Origin of the sequence: Nocardioides sp. SR21 (assembly GCF_022761125.1) — a bacterium.
Lineage (GTDB): Bacteria > Actinomycetota > Actinomycetes > Propionibacteriales > Nocardioidaceae > Nocardioides.
This window is the reverse complement of record NZ_JAKWJR010000001.1, coordinates 349,011-365,722: the sequence shown is the minus strand read 5'-3', so window position 1 is coordinate 365,722 and position 16,712 is coordinate 349,011. Positions and strand designations below refer to the sequence as shown.

21 protein-coding genes are annotated in these 16,712 nt (G+C 70.9%); 11 read left to right on the top strand and 10 right to left on the bottom strand.

What is annotated here, in order from left to right; translation table 11 throughout:
- Positions 1-2: 2 nt before the first annotated feature.
- The 5 genes from ggt to miaA are packed head-to-tail and all read right to left on the bottom strand — an operon-like array spanning position 3 to position 5,195.
- On the bottom strand, positions 3-1,745 hold the full coding sequence (ggt, locus tag MJ604_RS01870; protein WP_243056573.1) for a gamma-glutamyltransferase: 1,743 nt from the start codon (positions 1,743-1,745) through the stop codon (positions 3-5).
- 16 nt (positions 1,746-1,761) lie between these two features.
- The gene (locus MJ604_RS01865) at positions 1,762-2,298 is read right to left on the bottom strand and encodes a dihydrofolate reductase family protein (RefSeq protein WP_243056572.1); all 537 of its coding nucleotides are present in this window, start codon (positions 2,296-2,298) and stop codon (positions 1,762-1,764) included.
- The gene (locus MJ604_RS01860) at positions 2,295-3,194 is read right to left on the bottom strand and encodes a helix-turn-helix domain-containing protein (RefSeq protein ID WP_243056571.1); all 900 of its coding nucleotides are present in this window, start codon (positions 3,192-3,194) and stop codon (positions 2,295-2,297) included. The genes MJ604_RS01865 and MJ604_RS01860 overlap by 4 nt, the downstream gene beginning before the upstream one ends.
- A 4-nt stretch (positions 3,195-3,198) precedes the next feature.
- The gene (locus tag MJ604_RS01855; RefSeq protein WP_243056570.1) at positions 3,199-4,281 is read right to left on the bottom strand and encodes a serine hydrolase; all 1,083 of its coding nucleotides are present in this window, start codon (positions 4,279-4,281) and stop codon (positions 3,199-3,201) included.
- Entirely contained in the window at positions 4,278-5,195 is a 918-nt protein-coding gene (gene miaA / locus MJ604_RS01850; protein WP_243056569.1) for a tRNA (adenosine(37)-N6)-dimethylallyltransferase MiaA, read from the bottom strand. The genes MJ604_RS01855 and miaA overlap by 4 nt, the downstream gene beginning before the upstream one ends.
- 149 nt (positions 5,196-5,344) lie before the next feature.
- Here miaA and MJ604_RS01845 point away from each other — a divergent pair, with 149 nt between their 5' ends.
- The 4 genes from MJ604_RS01845 to MJ604_RS01830 are packed head-to-tail and all read left to right on the top strand — an operon-like array spanning position 5,345 to position 6,527.
- A complete protein-coding gene (locus MJ604_RS01845) occupies positions 5,345-5,521 on the top strand; it encodes a hypothetical protein (RefSeq protein ID WP_243056568.1) in 177 nt (58 codons plus the stop codon).
- The gene (locus MJ604_RS01840; protein WP_243056567.1) at positions 5,518-5,979 is read left to right on the top strand and encodes an NUDIX domain-containing protein; all 462 of its coding nucleotides are present in this window, start codon (positions 5,518-5,520) and stop codon (positions 5,977-5,979) included. Before MJ604_RS01845 ends, MJ604_RS01840 begins: the two co-directional genes overlap by 4 nt.
- Before the next feature lie 9 nt (positions 5,980-5,988).
- A complete protein-coding gene (locus tag MJ604_RS01835) occupies positions 5,989-6,237 on the top strand; it encodes a hypothetical protein (protein ID WP_243056566.1) in 249 nt (82 codons plus the stop codon).
- Positions 6,234-6,527: a hypothetical protein gene (locus MJ604_RS01830; protein ID WP_243056565.1), complete on the top strand. Its 294-nt coding sequence runs from the start codon at positions 6,234-6,236 to the stop codon at positions 6,525-6,527. Before MJ604_RS01835 ends, MJ604_RS01830 begins: the two co-directional genes overlap by 4 nt.
- 16 nt (positions 6,528-6,543) lie before the next feature.
- On the opposite strand, the gene MJ604_RS01825 is transcribed toward MJ604_RS01830, so the two are convergent.
- The 3 genes from MJ604_RS01825 to miaB form a co-directional block, all read right to left on the bottom strand.
- Positions 6,544-7,218 carry a hypothetical protein gene (locus MJ604_RS01825; protein ID WP_243056564.1) on the bottom strand — a complete coding sequence of 225 codons (675 nt, stop codon included), beginning with the start codon at positions 7,216-7,218 and terminating at the stop codon, positions 6,544-6,546.
- 97 nt (positions 7,219-7,315) lie between these two features.
- Positions 7,316-8,047 (bottom strand): peptidase E, encoded by a 732-nt coding sequence (locus MJ604_RS01820; protein WP_243056563.1) that lies wholly within the window; start codon positions 8,045-8,047, stop codon positions 7,316-7,318.
- Between the two features lie 16 nt (positions 8,048-8,063).
- Positions 8,064-9,530, bottom strand: coding sequence for a tRNA (N6-isopentenyl adenosine(37)-C2)-methylthiotransferase MiaB (miaB, locus tag MJ604_RS01815; RefSeq protein ID WP_243056562.1), 1,467 nt, complete (start codon positions 9,528-9,530; stop codon positions 8,064-8,066).
- Positions 9,531-9,600: 70 nt separating this feature from the next.
- On the opposite strand from miaB, the gene MJ604_RS01810 reads away from it, so the two are divergent.
- From MJ604_RS01810 to MJ604_RS01790, 5 genes are all read left to right on the top strand, one after another.
- Positions 9,601-10,014: an NUDIX domain-containing protein gene (locus MJ604_RS01810; RefSeq protein ID WP_243056561.1), complete on the top strand. Its 414-nt coding sequence runs from the start codon at positions 9,601-9,603 to the stop codon at positions 10,012-10,014.
- Between the two features lie 64 nt (positions 10,015-10,078).
- Positions 10,079-10,822, top strand: coding sequence for an amino acid ABC transporter ATP-binding protein (locus tag MJ604_RS01805; protein ID WP_243056560.1), 744 nt, complete (start codon positions 10,079-10,081; stop codon positions 10,820-10,822).
- 38 nt (positions 10,823-10,860) lie between these two features.
- Positions 10,861-11,754, top strand: a complete 894-nt coding sequence (locus tag MJ604_RS01800) for a glutamate ABC transporter substrate-binding protein (protein WP_243056559.1) — start codon at positions 10,861-10,863, stop codon at positions 11,752-11,754.
- A 38-nt stretch (positions 11,755-11,792) separates the two neighbouring features.
- A complete protein-coding gene (locus MJ604_RS01795) occupies positions 11,793-12,443 on the top strand; it encodes an amino acid ABC transporter permease (protein ID WP_243056558.1) in 651 nt (216 codons plus the stop codon).
- A 67-nt stretch (positions 12,444-12,510) separates the two neighbouring features.
- Complete coding sequence (locus MJ604_RS01790) at positions 12,511-13,341, top strand: amino acid ABC transporter permease (RefSeq protein ID WP_243056557.1); 831 nt, start codon at positions 12,511-12,513, stop codon at positions 13,339-13,341.
- An 8-nt stretch (positions 13,342-13,349) separates the two neighbouring features.
- Here the strand turns inward: MJ604_RS01790 and MJ604_RS01785 are convergent, their stop codons facing one another.
- Positions 13,350-13,670: a hypothetical protein gene (locus tag MJ604_RS01785; RefSeq protein WP_243056556.1), complete on the bottom strand. Its 321-nt coding sequence runs from the start codon at positions 13,668-13,670 to the stop codon at positions 13,350-13,352.
- A gap of 54 nt (positions 13,671-13,724) precedes the next feature.
- Here MJ604_RS01785 and MJ604_RS01780 point away from each other — a divergent pair, with 54 nt between their 5' ends.
- The gene (locus MJ604_RS01780) at positions 13,725-15,206 is read left to right on the top strand and encodes a CehA/McbA family metallohydrolase (RefSeq protein ID WP_243056555.1); all 1,482 of its coding nucleotides are present in this window, start codon (positions 13,725-13,727) and stop codon (positions 15,204-15,206) included.
- Here the strand turns inward: MJ604_RS01780 and MJ604_RS01775 are convergent.
- Positions 15,190-15,651 carry a hotdog fold domain-containing protein gene (locus tag MJ604_RS01775; RefSeq protein WP_243056554.1) on the bottom strand — a complete coding sequence of 154 codons (462 nt, stop codon included), beginning with the start codon at positions 15,649-15,651 and terminating at the stop codon, positions 15,190-15,192. The two genes, MJ604_RS01780 and MJ604_RS01775, sit on opposite strands and share 17 nt — an antisense overlap.
- A 41-nt stretch (positions 15,652-15,692) precedes the next feature.
- On the opposite strand from MJ604_RS01775, the gene MJ604_RS01770 reads away from it, so the two are divergent.
- Positions 15,693-16,712 (top strand): phosphotransferase family protein, encoded by a 1,020-nt coding sequence (locus MJ604_RS01770; protein ID WP_243056553.1) that lies wholly within the window; start codon positions 15,693-15,695, stop codon positions 16,710-16,712.

Below are 16,712 nucleotides of genomic sequence, written 5' to 3'. Positions count from 1 at the left end.
TGCTAGCGAGCAGGCCTCACGACGGTCGCCGATCCGCCACCACGCCGGCGCGGCTCGGCGGTCACGGTCAGCAGACCGTCCGGGCCGAACTCGATCGCGGTCGCGGCGCCGATCTCGTCGGTGCCGGTGAAGATGTCCTCGTAGGTCTGCACGTCGTGGCCGTACGCCGCCAGCGCGTCGCCGTACCGCGCCACGAACCGGCTCTCGCCCAGCACCGCCGCGGTGTTGCGCTGGGTCGCGCGCGGGGCGCGGATCGCCTCGGGCAGCGTCATGCCGAGGTCGATCCGGTTGAGCAGGACCTGCAGGACCGTGGTGATGATCGTGGAGCCGCCGGGCGACCCGACCGCGAGGAACGGCTTGCCGTCCTGCAGCACGATCGTCGGCGCCATCGAGGAGCGCGGCCGCTTGCCGGGCTCGATCCGGTTCGGGTCGGCCTCGTCGTACTCCGCGCTGAAGTCGGTGAGCTCGTTGTTGAGGAGGAATCCGCGGCCCGGCACCACGATCCCGGAGCCGCCGGTCTGCTCGATGGTGAGCGTGTACTCGACGACGTTGCCCCACTTGTCGGCAACGGTGAGGTTCGTGGTCTCCACGTTCTCGGTGTCGGGGATGTCGCCGGCGCCGACGGGCTTGGGCAGTGCCTGCTCCGGGTCGATCTGGGCGTCGCGCTCCGCGGCGTACTCGTCGCTCAGCAGCGTCTCGAGCGGCACGTCGACGAAGGCGGGGTCGCCGACGTACGCACCGCGGTCGGCGAACGACAGCGCGCTGGCCTCGAGGTAGAGGTGCAGCGCCTGCTCGGGGGTGGCCGCGGCGAGGTCGTGGTTCTCCAGGATGTTGAGGGCCTCGCCGACGGTCGACCCGCCGGACGAGGACGGCGCCATGCCGTAGACGTCGAGGCCGCGGTACTCGACGTGGGTCGGGGCGCGGTCGATGGTCCGGTAGCCGCGCAGGTCCTTCATCGCCAGGAACCCCTCGGGCACCGGCAGCTTCGTGCTCGTCGTCGTCGGAGGCGTGCGGACCGCCTGCACCATCTCGCGGGCCAGCCTGCCGTCGTAGAACCGACGCGGCCCGTGGTCGGCGATCAGGTCGTAGGTCTCGGCGAGGTCGGGGTTGCGGAACAGCGAGCCGACCTTCGGCAGCCGGCCGTAGAGCTGGCGCGACGACGTGAACGCCCGGAACCGGACGAGGTTCTGCTCCACCTGGCCACGGAACGTCTCGTCCACCCGGAAGCCCTGCCGGGCCAGCCGCTCGGCGCGCTCGAGGGACTGGCCGAGCGACAGCGTGCCCCAGCGGTCGAGCGCGCGCTGCCAGGTCGCGAGGGTGCCGGGGACGCCGACCGAGACGCCGCTGGTCACCAGCTCGGGCGTGAAGTTGTAGGGCTCCCCGGTCTCGGGATCGATGAACGCGTCGTGCGGCATCGCGGCCGGCGCGGTCTCGCGGCCGTCGATCGTGTGCACCTTGCCGGTCTCGGCGTCGTAGTACACGAAGTAGCCGCCACCGCCGATACCGGCGCTGAAGGGCTCGGTGACGCCGAGGGCGGCGGCGGTCGCGACCGCGGCATCGACGGCGTTCCCGCCGGCCCTCAGCACGCGCAACCCGATGCGGGAGGCGTACGGGTCGACCGAGGTGACCGCGCCGTCGTACCCCTGGCGCGTGGGGACCTTCTTCGGACCCGGGTCCGCGTGGGCGGGCGGGACGAGGAGGGCGGCGAGCAGGGCGAGCGGTACGACGATCCCGAGACGGCGCATACCGTCAGGTTCCCGCTCAGCGCGGCCCGGAAACCGCATAGCGCGCGCAGAGGAACGCGCCGTTGCGGTCGAACTCCTTCAGCTCGAGGTTCCACGGTCGCGGGAACAGCGGCCGGCCGGCACCGAGCGTGACCGGCGCGATCGACAGCACCAGCTCGTCGAGCAGGCCGTGCTCGGCGAACTGCGCGGCGAGGTCGCCGCCGCCGACCATCCAGACGTCCTTGCCGCCGGCGGCCTCGGTCATCGCGGCGTGCACCTCCGGCACCGGGGCCGACGTGAACGTGATGCCCTCCCCGATCGGCTCGAGGTCGCGGTGCGTGAACACCCAGCACGGGATCTCGTACATCCACTTCTCACCCGACGTCGCGAGGTGGTCGACGAGCCACTGGTACGTCGTCGCACCCATCGCCATCGCGCCGACGTCCTTGATGAAGTCGTCGTAGTTCATCGCGCCGCCCTCGTCCTGCGGCTGGACGAACAGCCACTCGAGCGAGTCGTGCTCGTCGGCGATGAACCCGTCCAGGGTGGTGGCGGTGTAGAACGTCGTCTTCATGCGGTGGTCTCCGTCTGTCGTCGCAGCCAGTTGATCGGGTCGCCCTCGTCGGCGTCCACCCCCAGCTCGGTGAGCATCGCGCGGACGCCGAGCCGGCGGTGCGCGTCGTACGTCAGGACGTGGGCGACGATGCTGCCGAGCACGAAGCTCTCGGGCGGGTCGCAGAGGGCGTCGACGATCCGGTCGTCCCAGGCCCCGCGACGCTCGACGTCGCGCACCATCTCGAGCCAGCGCGGAGCGACGTCGTCGTGTCGTCGGACCAGCGAGGCGACGTCGTCGGGCCGGCCCTCCGGGAAGTCCTCGCCGAGGATCGCGGCGAGCCAGACCTCCTTGGTGAACACCAGGCTGGTCAGGGCGGCGGCGACGCTCGCCTCCTCGCCCTCCCAGCCGCGCAGGCGGGCGCGGAGCTCGCGCCGGTAGTCGTCGTCGGACAGCTGCTTCGCCAGGTCGATGACGTAGCGGGTGTCGTCGAGGTCGTGGTGGACCATCAGGTCCAGCGGCTGGCTCATCGTGTTCTCCCCGGTGTGCACCCACAGGGACATCGGTGGGTGGAAGTGGATGCCGTTGGGCGCGGGCAGCCAGTGGTCGCCGTCGCTGCGCTCACTCGGCGGGTGCCCGTAGGCACGCGAGAACGCCCGGGCGAAGCCGTCGACGGACTCGTAGCCCGCCTCGAACGCCGCGTCGGTGACGCTGCTCCCCTGCCCCAGCTGCCAGGCCGCGCGCTCGAGCATCACCCGGCGACGCATCGCGACAGGCGGCTCGCCCGCGCCGGCCGACAGCTGGCGGGCGAAGTGGAACGGCGAGGAGTACGCCCCCTCGGCCATGTCGTCGAGGCTGCGGTGCTCCTCGTCGAGCACCGCGTCGAGCAGCTCGCGCAGCCGGTCCCTCCCCGTCATGTCCTCAGTCTGGCGGGGAACCGCCCTCGGCCGCCCGACCGATCTTGCTCACCAGCGCGTCGGTGAGGCCGTGCCGCTCGAGGTTCCAGCCCGCGCCGCGGCTCCGGTTCGTGACCCAGAAGGCGAACGCGTCCTCGGACGGGACGCGGGTGACCTCGGCGTACGACCAGCCGTTGCCTCCGTTGTGCCACTGGACCCGGCCGAGCGGGGTGTCCAGAACGACCCAGCCGTAGCCGTACCAGCTGTCCGCGTGGGCGCCCTCGCGGACGCGAGGACGGAACAGCTCCCGGAGCCCGTCACCGTCGAGGGCCACGCTCCAGCGGTACATGTCGCGCGCCGTCGACAGGATCCCGCCGTTGCCGCGGAGGTTCCAGTACGGCCCGTCCGCCGCCCACCGGTGGTCGAGCGGCGTGCCCTGGGTGCGGCCGCGGGCGTCGTACTCGACCGCGACGTCGGCCGCGTCCCAGTCCGGCAGCACGTAGCCGGTGCTCGTCATCCCGGCCGGCTCGAACAGGTGGCGCGCCAGGAACTGCTCGTAGCCCTCACCCGACGCCGTCTCGATGATCGCGGCGAGCAGGCTGTAGCCGACGTTGGAGTAGAAGTAGCGGGAGCCGGGCTCCGACCGCAGCTCGGACGCGAAGGCCTCGCGGAGCAGGTCGTCACGCGACAGCGGCTCGTAGTCGCCGCCGAGCGAGCCGACCAGCCCCGAGGTGTGGGTCAGCAGCTGCTCGACCGTGATCGCGCGCTTGTCGCGAGGTACGCCGTCGAGGTGGCGCCCGATGCGGTCATGCACATCGAGCCGCCCCATCGACTGCAGCGTGACGATCGCAGCCGCCGTGAACTGCTTCGTGACCGAGCCGATGTCGTAGACGGTGTCGCAGTCGTTCCCGCCCCAGCCTTCACAGGTGACGATCTCGCCGTCGACGGCGGTGACGAAGGAGCCGCTCGATCCCGCGAGCGGGCCCGGTGTGCCGAGGACGGGCGCCGAGACCAGCTCGACCTCCTCCTCGACCTCCTCCTCGACCTCGATGGCGCAGCCGGTCAGCGCGACCACGCCGACCGCCGCAGCCACCAGCCAGCGCCTCATGCCGGCACCGCCGCCAGGGCCTTGGCGACCAGCTCGGGGTCGTCGTACCGGATCCAGGTGATCCGCGGATCCTTGCGGAACCACGAGTCCTGCTTGCGGGAGAACCGCCGCGTCGCGATCACTGTTCGCTCACGCGCCTCGTCGAGGGAGAGCTCGCCGCCGAGGTACGCCGCGACCTCGCGGTAGCCGATCGCCCGGCCGGCGGTCCGACCCTCGGCGAGGCCCTCGCCCAGCAGCCGCTCGACCTCAGCGACGAACCCGTCGGCGAACATCTGGTCGACGCGCTGCTCGATCCGCGCGTCGAGGGTCGGCCGGTCGATGTCGACGCCGATCTGGGCGGTGTGCGGGTCGGCGTACTCCAGCGTCGGCAGGGACGCGGTGAACGGCCGGCCGGTGAGCTCGATGACCTCGAGGGCCCGGACGGTACGCCGGCCGTTCTCGACGAGGATCCGGTCGGCCGCCTCGGGATCGAGCTCGCGCAGCCGCGTGTGCATCGCGGCCGGTCCGGCCTCGGCCAGCTCCTCCTCGAGGCGTCGGCGGACGGCGTCGTCGGTCCCCGGGAACTCGAAGCGGTCGAGGATCGCGCGGGTGTAGAGCGCCGAGCCGCCGACCAGCACCGGCGTGCGCCCGCGGCCGCGGATCTCGGCGATCTCCGCGCGCGCCCAGCCCTGGAACTCGGCGACCGTCGCGGGGTCGCGGACGGTGAGGGTGTCCAGCAGGTGGTGCGGGATCCCACGCCGCTCGGCCTCGGGGAGCTTCGCCGTACCGATGTCCATGCCGCGGTAGACCTGCATCGCGTCGGTGTTGACGATCTCGCCGTCGAGACGCTCGGCGAGGTCGAGCGAGAGGCTGGTCTTCCCGGACGCGGTCGCGCCGACCACCGCCACGACGGGCGGGTGTGGGTTGGGCGGCATGTGGTTAGTTTGGCAAACATGAGCGAGAGCCCGACGCCGCCCGAGCCGCACCACGACGAGCGGGACCCGCAGGGTCCACCGAGGGAACACCAGGAAGAGAATGCCGAGACGTCGCTCGACGAACCGTCGGACGACGCAGGAGGTGAGTGATGAGCGAGTTCGACATGACCGAGGGCATCCAGCCCGACGAGGAGCCCGACGCGGAGGAGTTCGAGGGCACCGAGCCCGGCGAGGACTCCGACGACACGGGCACGCACTACGACGAGCTCGGCGAGGCCGAGACGACCGCCAACGACGTCGAGGCCGACGCCGAGGACCAGGAGTGACGCACGGGCGCTTCGTCGTCGTCCCGGCGTCGTACGTGCTGCTGATGCGCGACGGCGCCACCGGGCCCGAGGTGCTGCTCCAGCTGCGGCAGAACACCGGCTACATGGACGACCACTGGGCCGCCGCCGCGGCCGGGCACGTCGAGAAGGGCGAGACGGCGTACGACGCCGCGCATCGTGAGGCGCTCGAGGAGCTCGGCGTGACCGACGTCGACCTGGCGTTCGTGACCGCGATGCAGCGCACCCAGGGCGGCGAGCCGATCGACGAGCGCATCGACTTCTTCTTCACGGCGCGCTCCTGGTCGGGCGAGCCGCGGATCGTCGAGACCGAGAAGGCCGCCGACCTGCGGTGGTGCCCGCTGGCCGCGCTGCCGGAGCCGGTGGTCCCCCACGAACGGGCGGTGTTGGACGGGTTGCGAACGGGTACCACGACGGCGTACTCCACCTTCGGCTTCTGAGGAGACGCCATGACGTCCGACGACCTCGGGCCCAGGCCCGAACCCGAGATCGAGCCCGGCGAGCCCAACCCCGGCGGCGTCGACGCTCTGCCTGAGAACGGCGACCGCGCGATCCCGGACCCACCGGTCAGCGACAACCCGTCGATCGCGGAGAAGGTCCCCGATCCGCTGATGGACGAGGTCGAGGGGGGCGAGGACACCTCGACCAAGGCCACCCGCGACGAGGAGCACGACGAGACCGAGGAGTCGCCGGCATGACCGAGGGCGAGCACGAGGAGCTGCGGGCGTCGTCGCCCAACTCCGCCGGCCCGCAGACCGGCACCGGCGACATGGGCGTCAGCAGCGAGCGGGTCGGCCACACCGGCCCCGGCCAGGTCGGGACCGACGGGCAGAAGGACACCTCGCCGAAGCAAACGCCCCAGCATCGGAAGGGCGACGAGGACACCCCGCCCGAGCAGTCACCCGGCAACGTCGAGGAGAACCCGGTCGGCATCCCGCCCAAGGCGGGCTACCCCAGCAAGGACCCGCGGTCCGACGACGAGGTGTGACCGGCGTGGCGTCGCACTACCGGCAGTCGACGGCCGCGATGTCCGTCGACAGCACCCGCCGGCCGGCGGCGGTCACGTCGACGTGGGTCGACCTCCCGTCGGGCACGGGCAGGTAGTAGTTGTCCGACGACGCGGGCCGGACCGTGAACGACGCCGTCGAGTCGCCGTACGACGAGGCCACCGTGTAGTCGACCTTCTCGTCGCTGGTGCGCCGGTTGTCGAGCACGATCTGGGCGACCGAGTCGCCGCCGTGGCAGGACACGCCCCCGAACGCCGCCTTGGGGTCGACGGTCGCGACGTAGCAGGACCTGAGGGCGGAGACCGTCGCGGAGAGTCGCAGGTCCCGGCGGCCCATCTCCGGAACGCGGACGCGCACCGACGCCGTGGTGCGCTGCGGGACGGACACGACGACGGACCTCGTCTCGCGCGCCGGGACCCACACGTAGACCTTGTGCTCGGCGAACCGGTCGCCGTCGCGGACGACCTTGAACTGCACCCGGTGAGCGGAGCGGGTGTTGTCGAGGACCACGGTGCGCCGGGTGATCCCGGACGTCGCGGTCTTCGTGCAGGTGCGCTGGCCGGACAGGCTGGCGCGGGCGTCGTAGCCGGTGGCCGCTGTCGCGGCTCCCGCAGTGGACAGCGTCGTGGCGACGAGGCCGAGGACGGCGGTCGCGATCGAGATCGTGCGCATGACAGGTGTTCCTCTCCCGAGATGGCGTGACAAGGCGAACAGCCTCGGCGTCGGCTCGGCGCCGGGCAAGGCGCTTCTCGGGAGCTGTGGACAACGGTCAGCGCAGGCGGGTCACCTCGAGCTCGGTCTCGACCGCGGTGCCGTCCGGCCCGCGCTCGACGAAGTAGGCACCAGCGCCGTCCCGCTCCGCGAACGCCTCGACCATCTCGGTGCCGCGGTAGAGCAGCCCGGCGCCGTCATCGGTCGCGTAGCCCGAGGGCAGCGTGCCCGCGGCGATCAGCGACTGGAACAGCGGACGGCGCTGCTCCTCGCTGTCGTAGTGGACGCCGTTCGAGTACGGCAGCAGCCCGAGGCCGTTGTCGATCGGCCGCAGGTCGGGCCCGAACGAGTCGGTGGTGCCGCCGACGTGCCAGCAGATCGATCCGGCGGAGACACCGGTGAGCACGACACCGGCCTCCCACGCGGCACGCATCGCCTCGTCGACGCCGTGCAGCCGCCACATCGCGAGCAACCCGGCGACGCTGCCGCCCCAGACCCACACGACGTCCTGCTCGAGGAGGTGCGCGGTGATGTCGTCGACGTTCGGCATCGTGAACAGCTGGAGGTGCGAGGCCTGGAACCCGCGCTTCTGCGCGGCGTTGTAGAAGTCGCGGTACAGCCCCGCGTCATCGCCGCACGCGGTCCCGAGGAACGTCACCTTCGGCGCCCGGCCGTCGACACCGGACAGCTCGACGGCGTGGTCGGTCAACGGCCCGACGCGCCAGCGGAGCCGGTCGTCGAAGGCCCAGCCACCCGAGGTGGCGAGGATGGTCGGTGTCTCGGCGGGCATGGCCCCGGACGCTACCTCAGCGGCAGGCGGGGGCGTCCGGCAGCGGGGCGGGTACGCCGATGGTGGGCATGCCGAGGCCGACGCCGGCCGGTGCCGGGGCCGAGGTCCGCGCCTGCCAGGCATCGCCGGAGCGGGTGCGGCGTACCTCGATGACGTCGCCGTCGGCGTTCAGGTGGTGCGGCGCGGCGTACGTGATCTCGACGGTCACCATGTCGCCCGGTCGCACCTCGACACCCGCAGGCGGGGTGAAGTGCACGAGCCGGTTGTCGGGGCCGCGGCCGGACAGCCGGTTGGTCGCGGCGTCCTTGCGGCCCTGGCCCTCGGCGACCATCAGCTCGACCTGGCGGCCGACCAGCAGCTTGTTCTCCTCCCACGCGACCTCGTTGACCAGCGCGACCAGGCGGTCGTAGCGGTCCCGGACGACCTCGGGCGAGATCTGGTCGGGCAGCGTGGCGGCCGGCGTGCCGGGACGCTTGGAGTACTGGAACGTGAACGCGCTGGAGAACCGCGCCTCGCGGACGACGTCCAGCGTGGCCTGGAAGTCCTCCTCGGTCTCGCCCGGGAAGCCGACGATAATGTCGGTGGTGATCGCGGCGTCCGGCATCGCGGCACGGACCCGCTCGATGATCCCGAGGAACTTCGCCTGGCGGTACGACCGGCGCATGTCCTTGAGCACCTTGTCGGACCCGGACTGCAGCGGCATGTGCAGCTGCGGCATCACGTTGTGGGTCTCGGCCATCGCCTCGATCACGTCGTCGGTGAACTCGGCCGGGTGCGGGCTGGTGAACCGCACCCGCTCGAGGCCCTCGATCTCGCCGCACGCGCGCAGCAGCTTGGAGAACGCCTGACGGTCGCCGAACTCCACGCCGTACGCGTTGACGTTCTGCCCCAGCAGCGTGATCTCGGAGACGCCCTCGGCGACCAGCGCCTCGACCTCGGCCAGGATCTCGCCAGGGCGGCGGTCCTTCTCCTTGCCGCGCAGGCTCGGGACGATGCAGAACGTGCAGGTGTTGTTGCAGCCGACGGACACCGAGACCCAGGCGGCGTACGCCGAGTCGCGCTTGGTCGGCAGCGTCGACGGGAAGACCTCGAGCGACTCGAGGATCTCGACCTGCGCCTCCTCCATCACCCGAGCGCGCTCGAGCAGGACCGGCAGCGAGCCGATGTTGTGGGTGCCGAACACGACGTCGACGTACGGCGCCTTCGACGTGATCGTCGAGCGGTCCTTCTGCGCCAGGCAGCCGCCGACGGCGATCTGCATGCCCGGGTTCGCGGCCTTGACCGGCGCGAGGTGTGACAGGTTGCCGTAGAGCTTGTTGTCGGCGTTCTCACGGACCGCGCAGGTGTTGAACACGACCACGTCGGCCTGCTCGTCGGCAGGGACGGCGACGTACCCCGCGTCCTCGAGGAGCCCGGTGAGCCGCTCGGAGTCGTGGACGTTCATCTGGCACCCGTAGGTGCGGACCTCGTACGTGCGCGCCATAGCCGTCCCAGGGTACGGCGGGCGGCCACGACCATCCCAAACGAGCGAGGTGCACTGCCACACTGCCTGCGTGCGCGAACGAGTGGCGGCCATCATCGAGCGGGACGGGCTCGTGCTGATGGTCCGGCATCGATCCAAGGACGCGAGCGGCCGTCACGTCGGCCAGGAGTACCTCACGCTGCCCGGCGGAGGCATCGAGCCCGGCGAGACTTCCGCGGACGCAGTCCGGCGGGAGGTCGCCGAGGAGGTCTGCCTTCGGGTGACCGATGCGACCTTCGTCCGCCGCGTCGAGCACCGCCAAGATGTGGGGGCTACCAGCATCTTCCGTGCGCACGTCGACGACGGGCCTGCCGCCCTGGGCACGGACCCCGAGCTCGAGTGCACCTGCCCTCGCCTGGTCGGTCTGGAGTGGATCCCCGCGCCCGGCCGGGGCGACTGGGAGGGACCGGACGTGTGGTCCCACCTGAAGGTCGCCATCTCGTAACGCTTCGGGTACCCCAGGCATGGCATGGCCCGAACGGGCTATCTCTGGACTAGTGTCCTTGTGCATGGCGGCTGACGCGCTCGTGGCGCTCGACCACGTGGACAAGTGGTTCGGCGACCTCCACGTGCTCAAGGACGTCAACCTGGCCGTACGCCGGGGCGAGGTCGTCGTGGTGATCGGCCCCTCCGGCTCCGGGAAGTCGACGCTGTGCCGGGCGATCAACCGCCTCGAGACCATCGACAGCGGCTCGATCAGCCTCGACGGCCGCCCGCTCCCCCAGGAGGGGAAGGCGTTGGCGGAGCTGCGATCCGACGTCGGCATGGTCTTCCAGAGCTTCAACCTCTTCGCGCACAAGACCGTCCTCGAGAACGTCACCCTCGGCCCGATGAAGGTCCGGAGGACGGGCCGGCAGGAAGCGGAGCAGCGGGCGATGGAGCTGTTGCGCCGGGTGGGCGTGGACAGCCAGGCAGGCAAGTACCCCGCCCAGCTCTCCGGCGGCCAGCAGCAGCGGGTCGCGATCGCCCGCGCGCTGGCGATGGACCCCAAGGTGATGCTCTTCGACGAGCCGACCTCGGCGCTCGACCCGGAGATGATCAAGGAGGTCCTCGACGTCATGGTCGACCTCGCCCAGCGCGGCATGACGATGATCGTCGTCACCCACGAGATGGGCTTCGCCCGCACCGCCGCCGACCGCGTGCTGTTCATGTCCGACGGCGCGGTCGTCGAGGAGAGCACCCCCGACGAGTTCTTCAGCAACCCGCGGACCGACCGCGCCCGAGACTTCCTCGGCAAGATCCTCAAGCACTGACCGTCAGCGCTTCACCCTTACTCGGAAGAGGAGAAGACATGCGACACATCAGGAGGGCCCAGGCAGCCACGGTCGCCCTCGTCCTGGCCGCGGCGCTCGCCGCATGCGGCGACGCGGGAGACGACGACGACAGCGGCACCGACGTCGACGTCGCCGAGAGCGCCGCGGACGACTTCGACGACGGCACCCGCATGAGAGAGCTCGCCGACTCCGGCAAGGTCGTCATCGGCGTGAAGGTCGACCAGCCCGGCATCGGCTTCCAGGGCGCGACCGACGACATGCCGAGCGGCCTCGACCCGGAGATGGGCAAGATCCTCGCCGCCGACCTCGGGATCGCTCCGGAGGACATCGAGTGGAAGGAGACGATCTCCGACAACCGCGAGCCGTTCATCGAGAACGGCGAGGTCGACCTGGTGATCGCGTCGTACTCCATCACCGACGAGCGCCGCCAGGTCGTCGGCCAGGCCGGCCCCTACTACGTCACCGGCCAGCAGCTGCTGGTCGCCGCGGACAGCGACATCGAGAGCCTCGACGACGTCAAGGGGACCGAGGTCTGCTCGGTCACCGGCTCGACCTCCCTGGAGAACATCGAGGCCGAGGGCGCCAAGCCGCGAGGCTTCGACACCTACTCCGAGTGCGTCGACCAGGTGCTCAACGGCACCGTGGACGCGATGACGACCGACGGCGCGATCCTGCTCGGGTACGCCGCCCAGAACCCCGACCAGCTCAAGGTGGTCGTCGAGCCGTTCTCGGAGGAGCGGTACGGCATCGGCTACTCGCTCGACCACCCGGAGATGTGCGAGTGGATCACCGACACCCTGGAGGACGCCTTCGAGGACGGCTCCTGGGCGTCCGCCTTCGAGGCCACCCTCGGCCAGTCCGGCGTCGAGACCCCCGAGCCGCCGGCGATGGACGAGTGCCCCGCCGCGTGAGGCAGGGCTGACCACAGGCTGACGGAGAGGACCGGGAGTTGGACGACCTGCTCGCCGAGCGCGACCTGGTGCTCCAGGCGTTCTGGCTGACGATCCAGCTCGCGGTCCTCTCCGGCCTCTGCTCGCTCGCGTTCGGCACGGTCCTGGCCGCGATGAGGGTCGGGCCGATCTCCGTGCTGCGCGGTGCCGCGACGACGTACGTGACACTGGTGCGCAACACGCCGCTGCTGCTGATGTTCATCTTCGTCTTCGTCGCCGCCCCGAACATCGGCTGGTTCGTCGGCACTCCCTTCCTGGTCAAGGGCGTGATCGCGGTCAGCGTCTACACCTCGGCGTTCGTCTGCGAGGCGGTGCGCTCGGGCGTGAACGCCGTGCCGCTCGGCCAGGCCGAGGCAGCCCGGGCGATCGGGCTGACCTTCGGCCAGACGATGACCAGCGTCGTGCTCCCCCAGGCCTTCCGCGCCGTGGTGCCGCCGATGGCGAGCGTGCTGATCGCGATGACGAAGAACACCTCGATCGCCGCGGTCTTCGGCCTGGCGGAGCTCACCTTCCGGATGCGGTACTTCGCCAACAACAGCGCGGACGACACCACGATCTTCCTGACGTTCGCGCTGCTCTACGTCGTGCTGGTCGAGCTGATCTCGGCCGGCGCGATCGGTCTCGAGCGCCGCTGGAGGGCAGCACGATGAACACCCCACGAAACTGCGGGCTCCCCCCGCTTCGCTCCTCCAGCCCACACTTCCGAGGGGACCCCGAATGAGCTCGGTCCTCTTCGACACCCCCGGTCCGCGGACCCGCGCCCGGCACCGGATCTACACCATCGTCTCCGCCGTCGTCCTGGCCGGCCTGCTCGCCTGGTTCGTCTGGTACCTCGCCGAGCAGGGCGAGTTCGCCTACGAGCTCTGGGAGCCCTTCGTCACCCCGGCGTACGTCGAGGCGCTGTGGCAGGGCCTGCTCGACACGCTCGCGATGGCGGTGCTCGCGATCCTGTTCGCCGTCGTCGCGGGCTTCCTCTTCGGCGTCGGCAAGCTCTCCGAGCACCGGATGCTGCGCTGGCCGTCGTGGCTGGTCGTCGAGTTCTTCCGTGCGGTCCCGCTGCTGCTGCTCATCATCTTCCTGCGGTTCGGGCCGCTCGCGCTCGGCCCCTACTGGTCCGTGGTCGTCGGCCTGATGCTCTACAACGGCGCCGTGCTCGCCGAGATCACCCGGGCCGGAGTGCTGGCGGTGCCGCGGGGCCAGGTCGAGGCGGCGTACGCGCTCGGCATGCGCAAGACGCAGGTGATGGTGACGATCCAGCTGCCGCAGGCGGTCAAGATCATGATCCCGGCGATCATCAGCCAGTGCATCGTGGCGCTCAAGGACACCAGCCTGGGCTTCTACGTGCTCGCGCCCGGACTGACCACCGTGGGCCGGTCGATCTGGATCGAGTTCGGCAACCAGCTCCAGACCGCGATCGTGCTGGCGGCGATCTACATCGTCTGCAACCTGATCCTCACCGCGCTGGCGACCTGGGCCCAGCGCAGGTTGGTGGGCGAGCGCAAGCAGATCGTGATCAACCCCGACCTGGTCAGCGGCCGCTCGGTCTGAGCCCCTGGCTAGGCTCGCGGCATGGCGAACCTGTGGTCGTGGCGTTCGGAGAACTCGATCCTCTCGATCTGCTCGCAGGACTCGATCCTGTCCATCGGGAGCGCAGGCTCCATCGCGTCGGCCGGCAGCCTGTTCTCGTTCGCGTCGGCGGCGTCGATCGCGTCGTCGATGTCCGCTCTGTCGGCGTTCTCCCACCAGAGCACGGGGTCGGCGTTCTCGCACCAGAGCAACGGCTCGGTCCTCTCCAGCCAGTCGAACCAGTCGCTCAGGGGACGTCGGACCCAGGGCCGGCTGCCGAGCCGCGCGGTCGCCGGTGGAGTTTTGCTCACGCTTGCGGCATTCGGCGCGCATCGCGCGCTGCGTTGAGTCATCCTGTGGCCCTCATGAGCAACCGCAACCTGGATCGTCGCGCCCTGCTGATCGCCGGCGCCGGCATCGCCACCACCGCAGCCCTGACCACCTTCGAGCCCGCCGCCGCCGGCACGACCACGAAGAAGACCTACAAGGGTCACTTCGGCCCCGCCAACACCCAGGACTGGCACTACCTGCCGTTCAAGGTGCCGAAGGGCGTGCGTCAGATCGAGGTGTCGTACTCGTACCCGCCGACCGTGCCGGGCCCGGGCTACAGCAAGAACGTCGTCGACATCGGGATCTTCGACCCGTCCGGCACCGGACTGGGCAACACGAAGGGGTTCCGCGGCTGGTCCGGCGGCGCGCGCTCGTCGTTCAAGATCAGCAAGACCTCGGCCACCCCGGGCTACCTGCCCGGACCGATCACGCCCGGGAGGTGGCGGATCGCCCTCGGGCCGTACCAGATCATCTCGCGCGTGGACTACGAGGTGACGATCACGCTGCACCACGGCAAGCCCGGGAAGCCCTTCGTCCCGGCGCCCGCGCCGACGGAGGTCGAGGACACCGGCCAGGGCTGGTACCGCGGCGACCTGCACGTGCACACGGTCCACTCCGACGGCTCGCAGACCCAGGTCGACGTGCTCGGCTACGCCAAGGCGGCCGGCCTCGACTTCATCGGTACGTCGGAGCACAACACCAGCTCCGCGACCGAGACCTGGGGCCGCTACGTCCCCGACGACTTCCTGGTGATCCCCGGCGAGGAGGTCACGACCCGCGCCGGCCACTGGCTCGCGACCGGGATCCCGGCCGGCACGTGGATCGACTGGCGGTACCTGCCGGAGGACGACAAGCTCGGGCAGTTCACCCAGCAGGTGCGTGACCTCGGCGGCCTCGCGATCGCCGCGCACCCCTACATCGGCGTCCCGTCGATCCGGTGGGACTTCGGCGACGAGTTCACCGAGATGGACGCGATCGAGGTCTGGAACGGCAAGTGGGACGGCTTCGACGAGGCCGCGCTCAAGCGCTGGGTCGAGCTGCTCAAGGCCGGGATCTTCAAGCCCGCCGTCGGCAACTCCGACACGCACCGGCAGAGCGACACCATCGGGCTGGCCCAGACCGTCGTCCGCGCCGCGGGCCTGTCGGTCGACGCGCTCATCCAGGGCTACCGGCTCGGGCATTCGTGGGTCGCCGAGTCCTCGGCGGTCGACCTGCAGTTCACCGCGACCCTCGACGACGTCTCCGGGCAGTGCGGCGACCGTGTCCCGGCCGACCCGGGCCAGCAGGTCGCGGTGAGCCTGCGCGCGACCGGCGTCGCCGGCTGCACCGCCAGGCTCTACGGCCCGAACGGCGCCATCACCGGAGGGACGGCCACGGCGGTCGGCGACGAGATCACGCTCGACGCCACGGTCGCGGGCGGTACGGCCTTCGTGCGCGCAGAGATCCGGCGCGGCACCTCGGTGATCAGCCCGATGGTGGCGCTGACCAACCCGATCTTCCTCACCGCCGCGGGGTGACCCAGAGTCGGATGATGCCCTCGATCACCACGGTCCCGTCCGCGAGCTCGCCGCGGACGCGGACCGGGAGGTCGGGCTCGTCCGCGGTCCACTGCGCGGCGTCGGTCTCGGCGACGCAGGTGACGTCGCCGCTCGCCTTCGCCGTGTAGGAGACGTCCATCCCCTTCGGGATCCACCGCTTGTCGGCCGGGATCGTGACCTCGGCCAGCGCGCCCATCGCCGCCTCGAGGCCGTTGCACAGCGCGATCGCATGCACGGTCTTGAGGTGGTTGTGCACCCGGCGGCGCTTGGGGATCAGCAGCTCGACGCGGTTCGGCTCGACCACCGTGAACCGGGGCCGGATCGAGGCGAAGTACGGCGCCTTCTGCGCGAACAGCAGCGAGAAGACCCGATCGCCCAGCGGCAGCCGGCTGGTCTTGTTCCACATCGTCTGGACCTGGCTCATGGCGGCGATATTACCGACTGGTAACCGTTAGCGTCACACGGGTGAATGAGAACACGTTCTACTTGTCGCCGGAGTGGCTCAGCGGCGTCCTCGGCCGGGAGGTGCGGACCGTCGACGTCCAGCGGATCGGCACCGGGCAGATCGGGACGTGCTTCCGGCTCCGGACGGACCGCGGGGACAGCGTGCTCGTGAAGCTGCCGCCCGAGAACGCGAGCGAGCGGGCGATGATGGCCGGCGCGTACCGCGCCGAGGTGCGGTTCTACCAGCAGGTCGCGGCCACGGTCGCCGTACGCACGCCGTACTGCCACCACGCGGAGATCGACGACACCGGCGACTTCGTGATCGTGATGGAGGACCTCGCACCCGCCGAGGCCGGGGACCAGATCGCGGGCTGCACCGTCGACCAGGCGCGCGCGGCGGTCGTGAACCTGGCGGGGCTGCACGGGCCGCGCTGGTGCGACCCGACCCTGGAGGAGGTCGACACCCTCTCGCTCAACGGGCCGGACGACATCGCGCTGCTGCTGGAGATGTACGGCCCGACGACCGAGCTGTTCCTCGACGCCCTCGGCGACCTGGTCCCGGCCGAGGACGCCGCGACCCTGCGCGCGTGCGTCCCGGTGATCGGGCCGTGGCTGCTGGCGCGGCAGGAGCGCTTCGGGCTGGTGCACGGCGACTACCGCCTCGACAACCTGCTCTTCTCCCCCACCGGCGAGGTCGCGGCTGTCGACTGGCAGACGCTCAGCCTGGCGCTGCCGGCGCGCGACCTGGCGTACGCCGTCGCGACCAGCCTGTCGGTCGAGGACCGGCGGACTCACGAGCGCGAGCTCGTCGCGGCGTACCACCAGGCGCTGGTGGGGTACGGCGTCACCGACTACCCGGCCGAGCTGTGCTGGGAGGACTACGTGTTCGCGCTGCTCCAGGTGCCGCTGGTGGCGACGTTCGGATGCGCGTACAGCACCAACCGGACCGAGCGCGGCGACCGGATGTTCGCGGTGATGGTGGCGCGCGGGTGCGCCGCGATCCGAGACCTCGACGCGCTCGGATTGGTGTCCGCCCAGTAG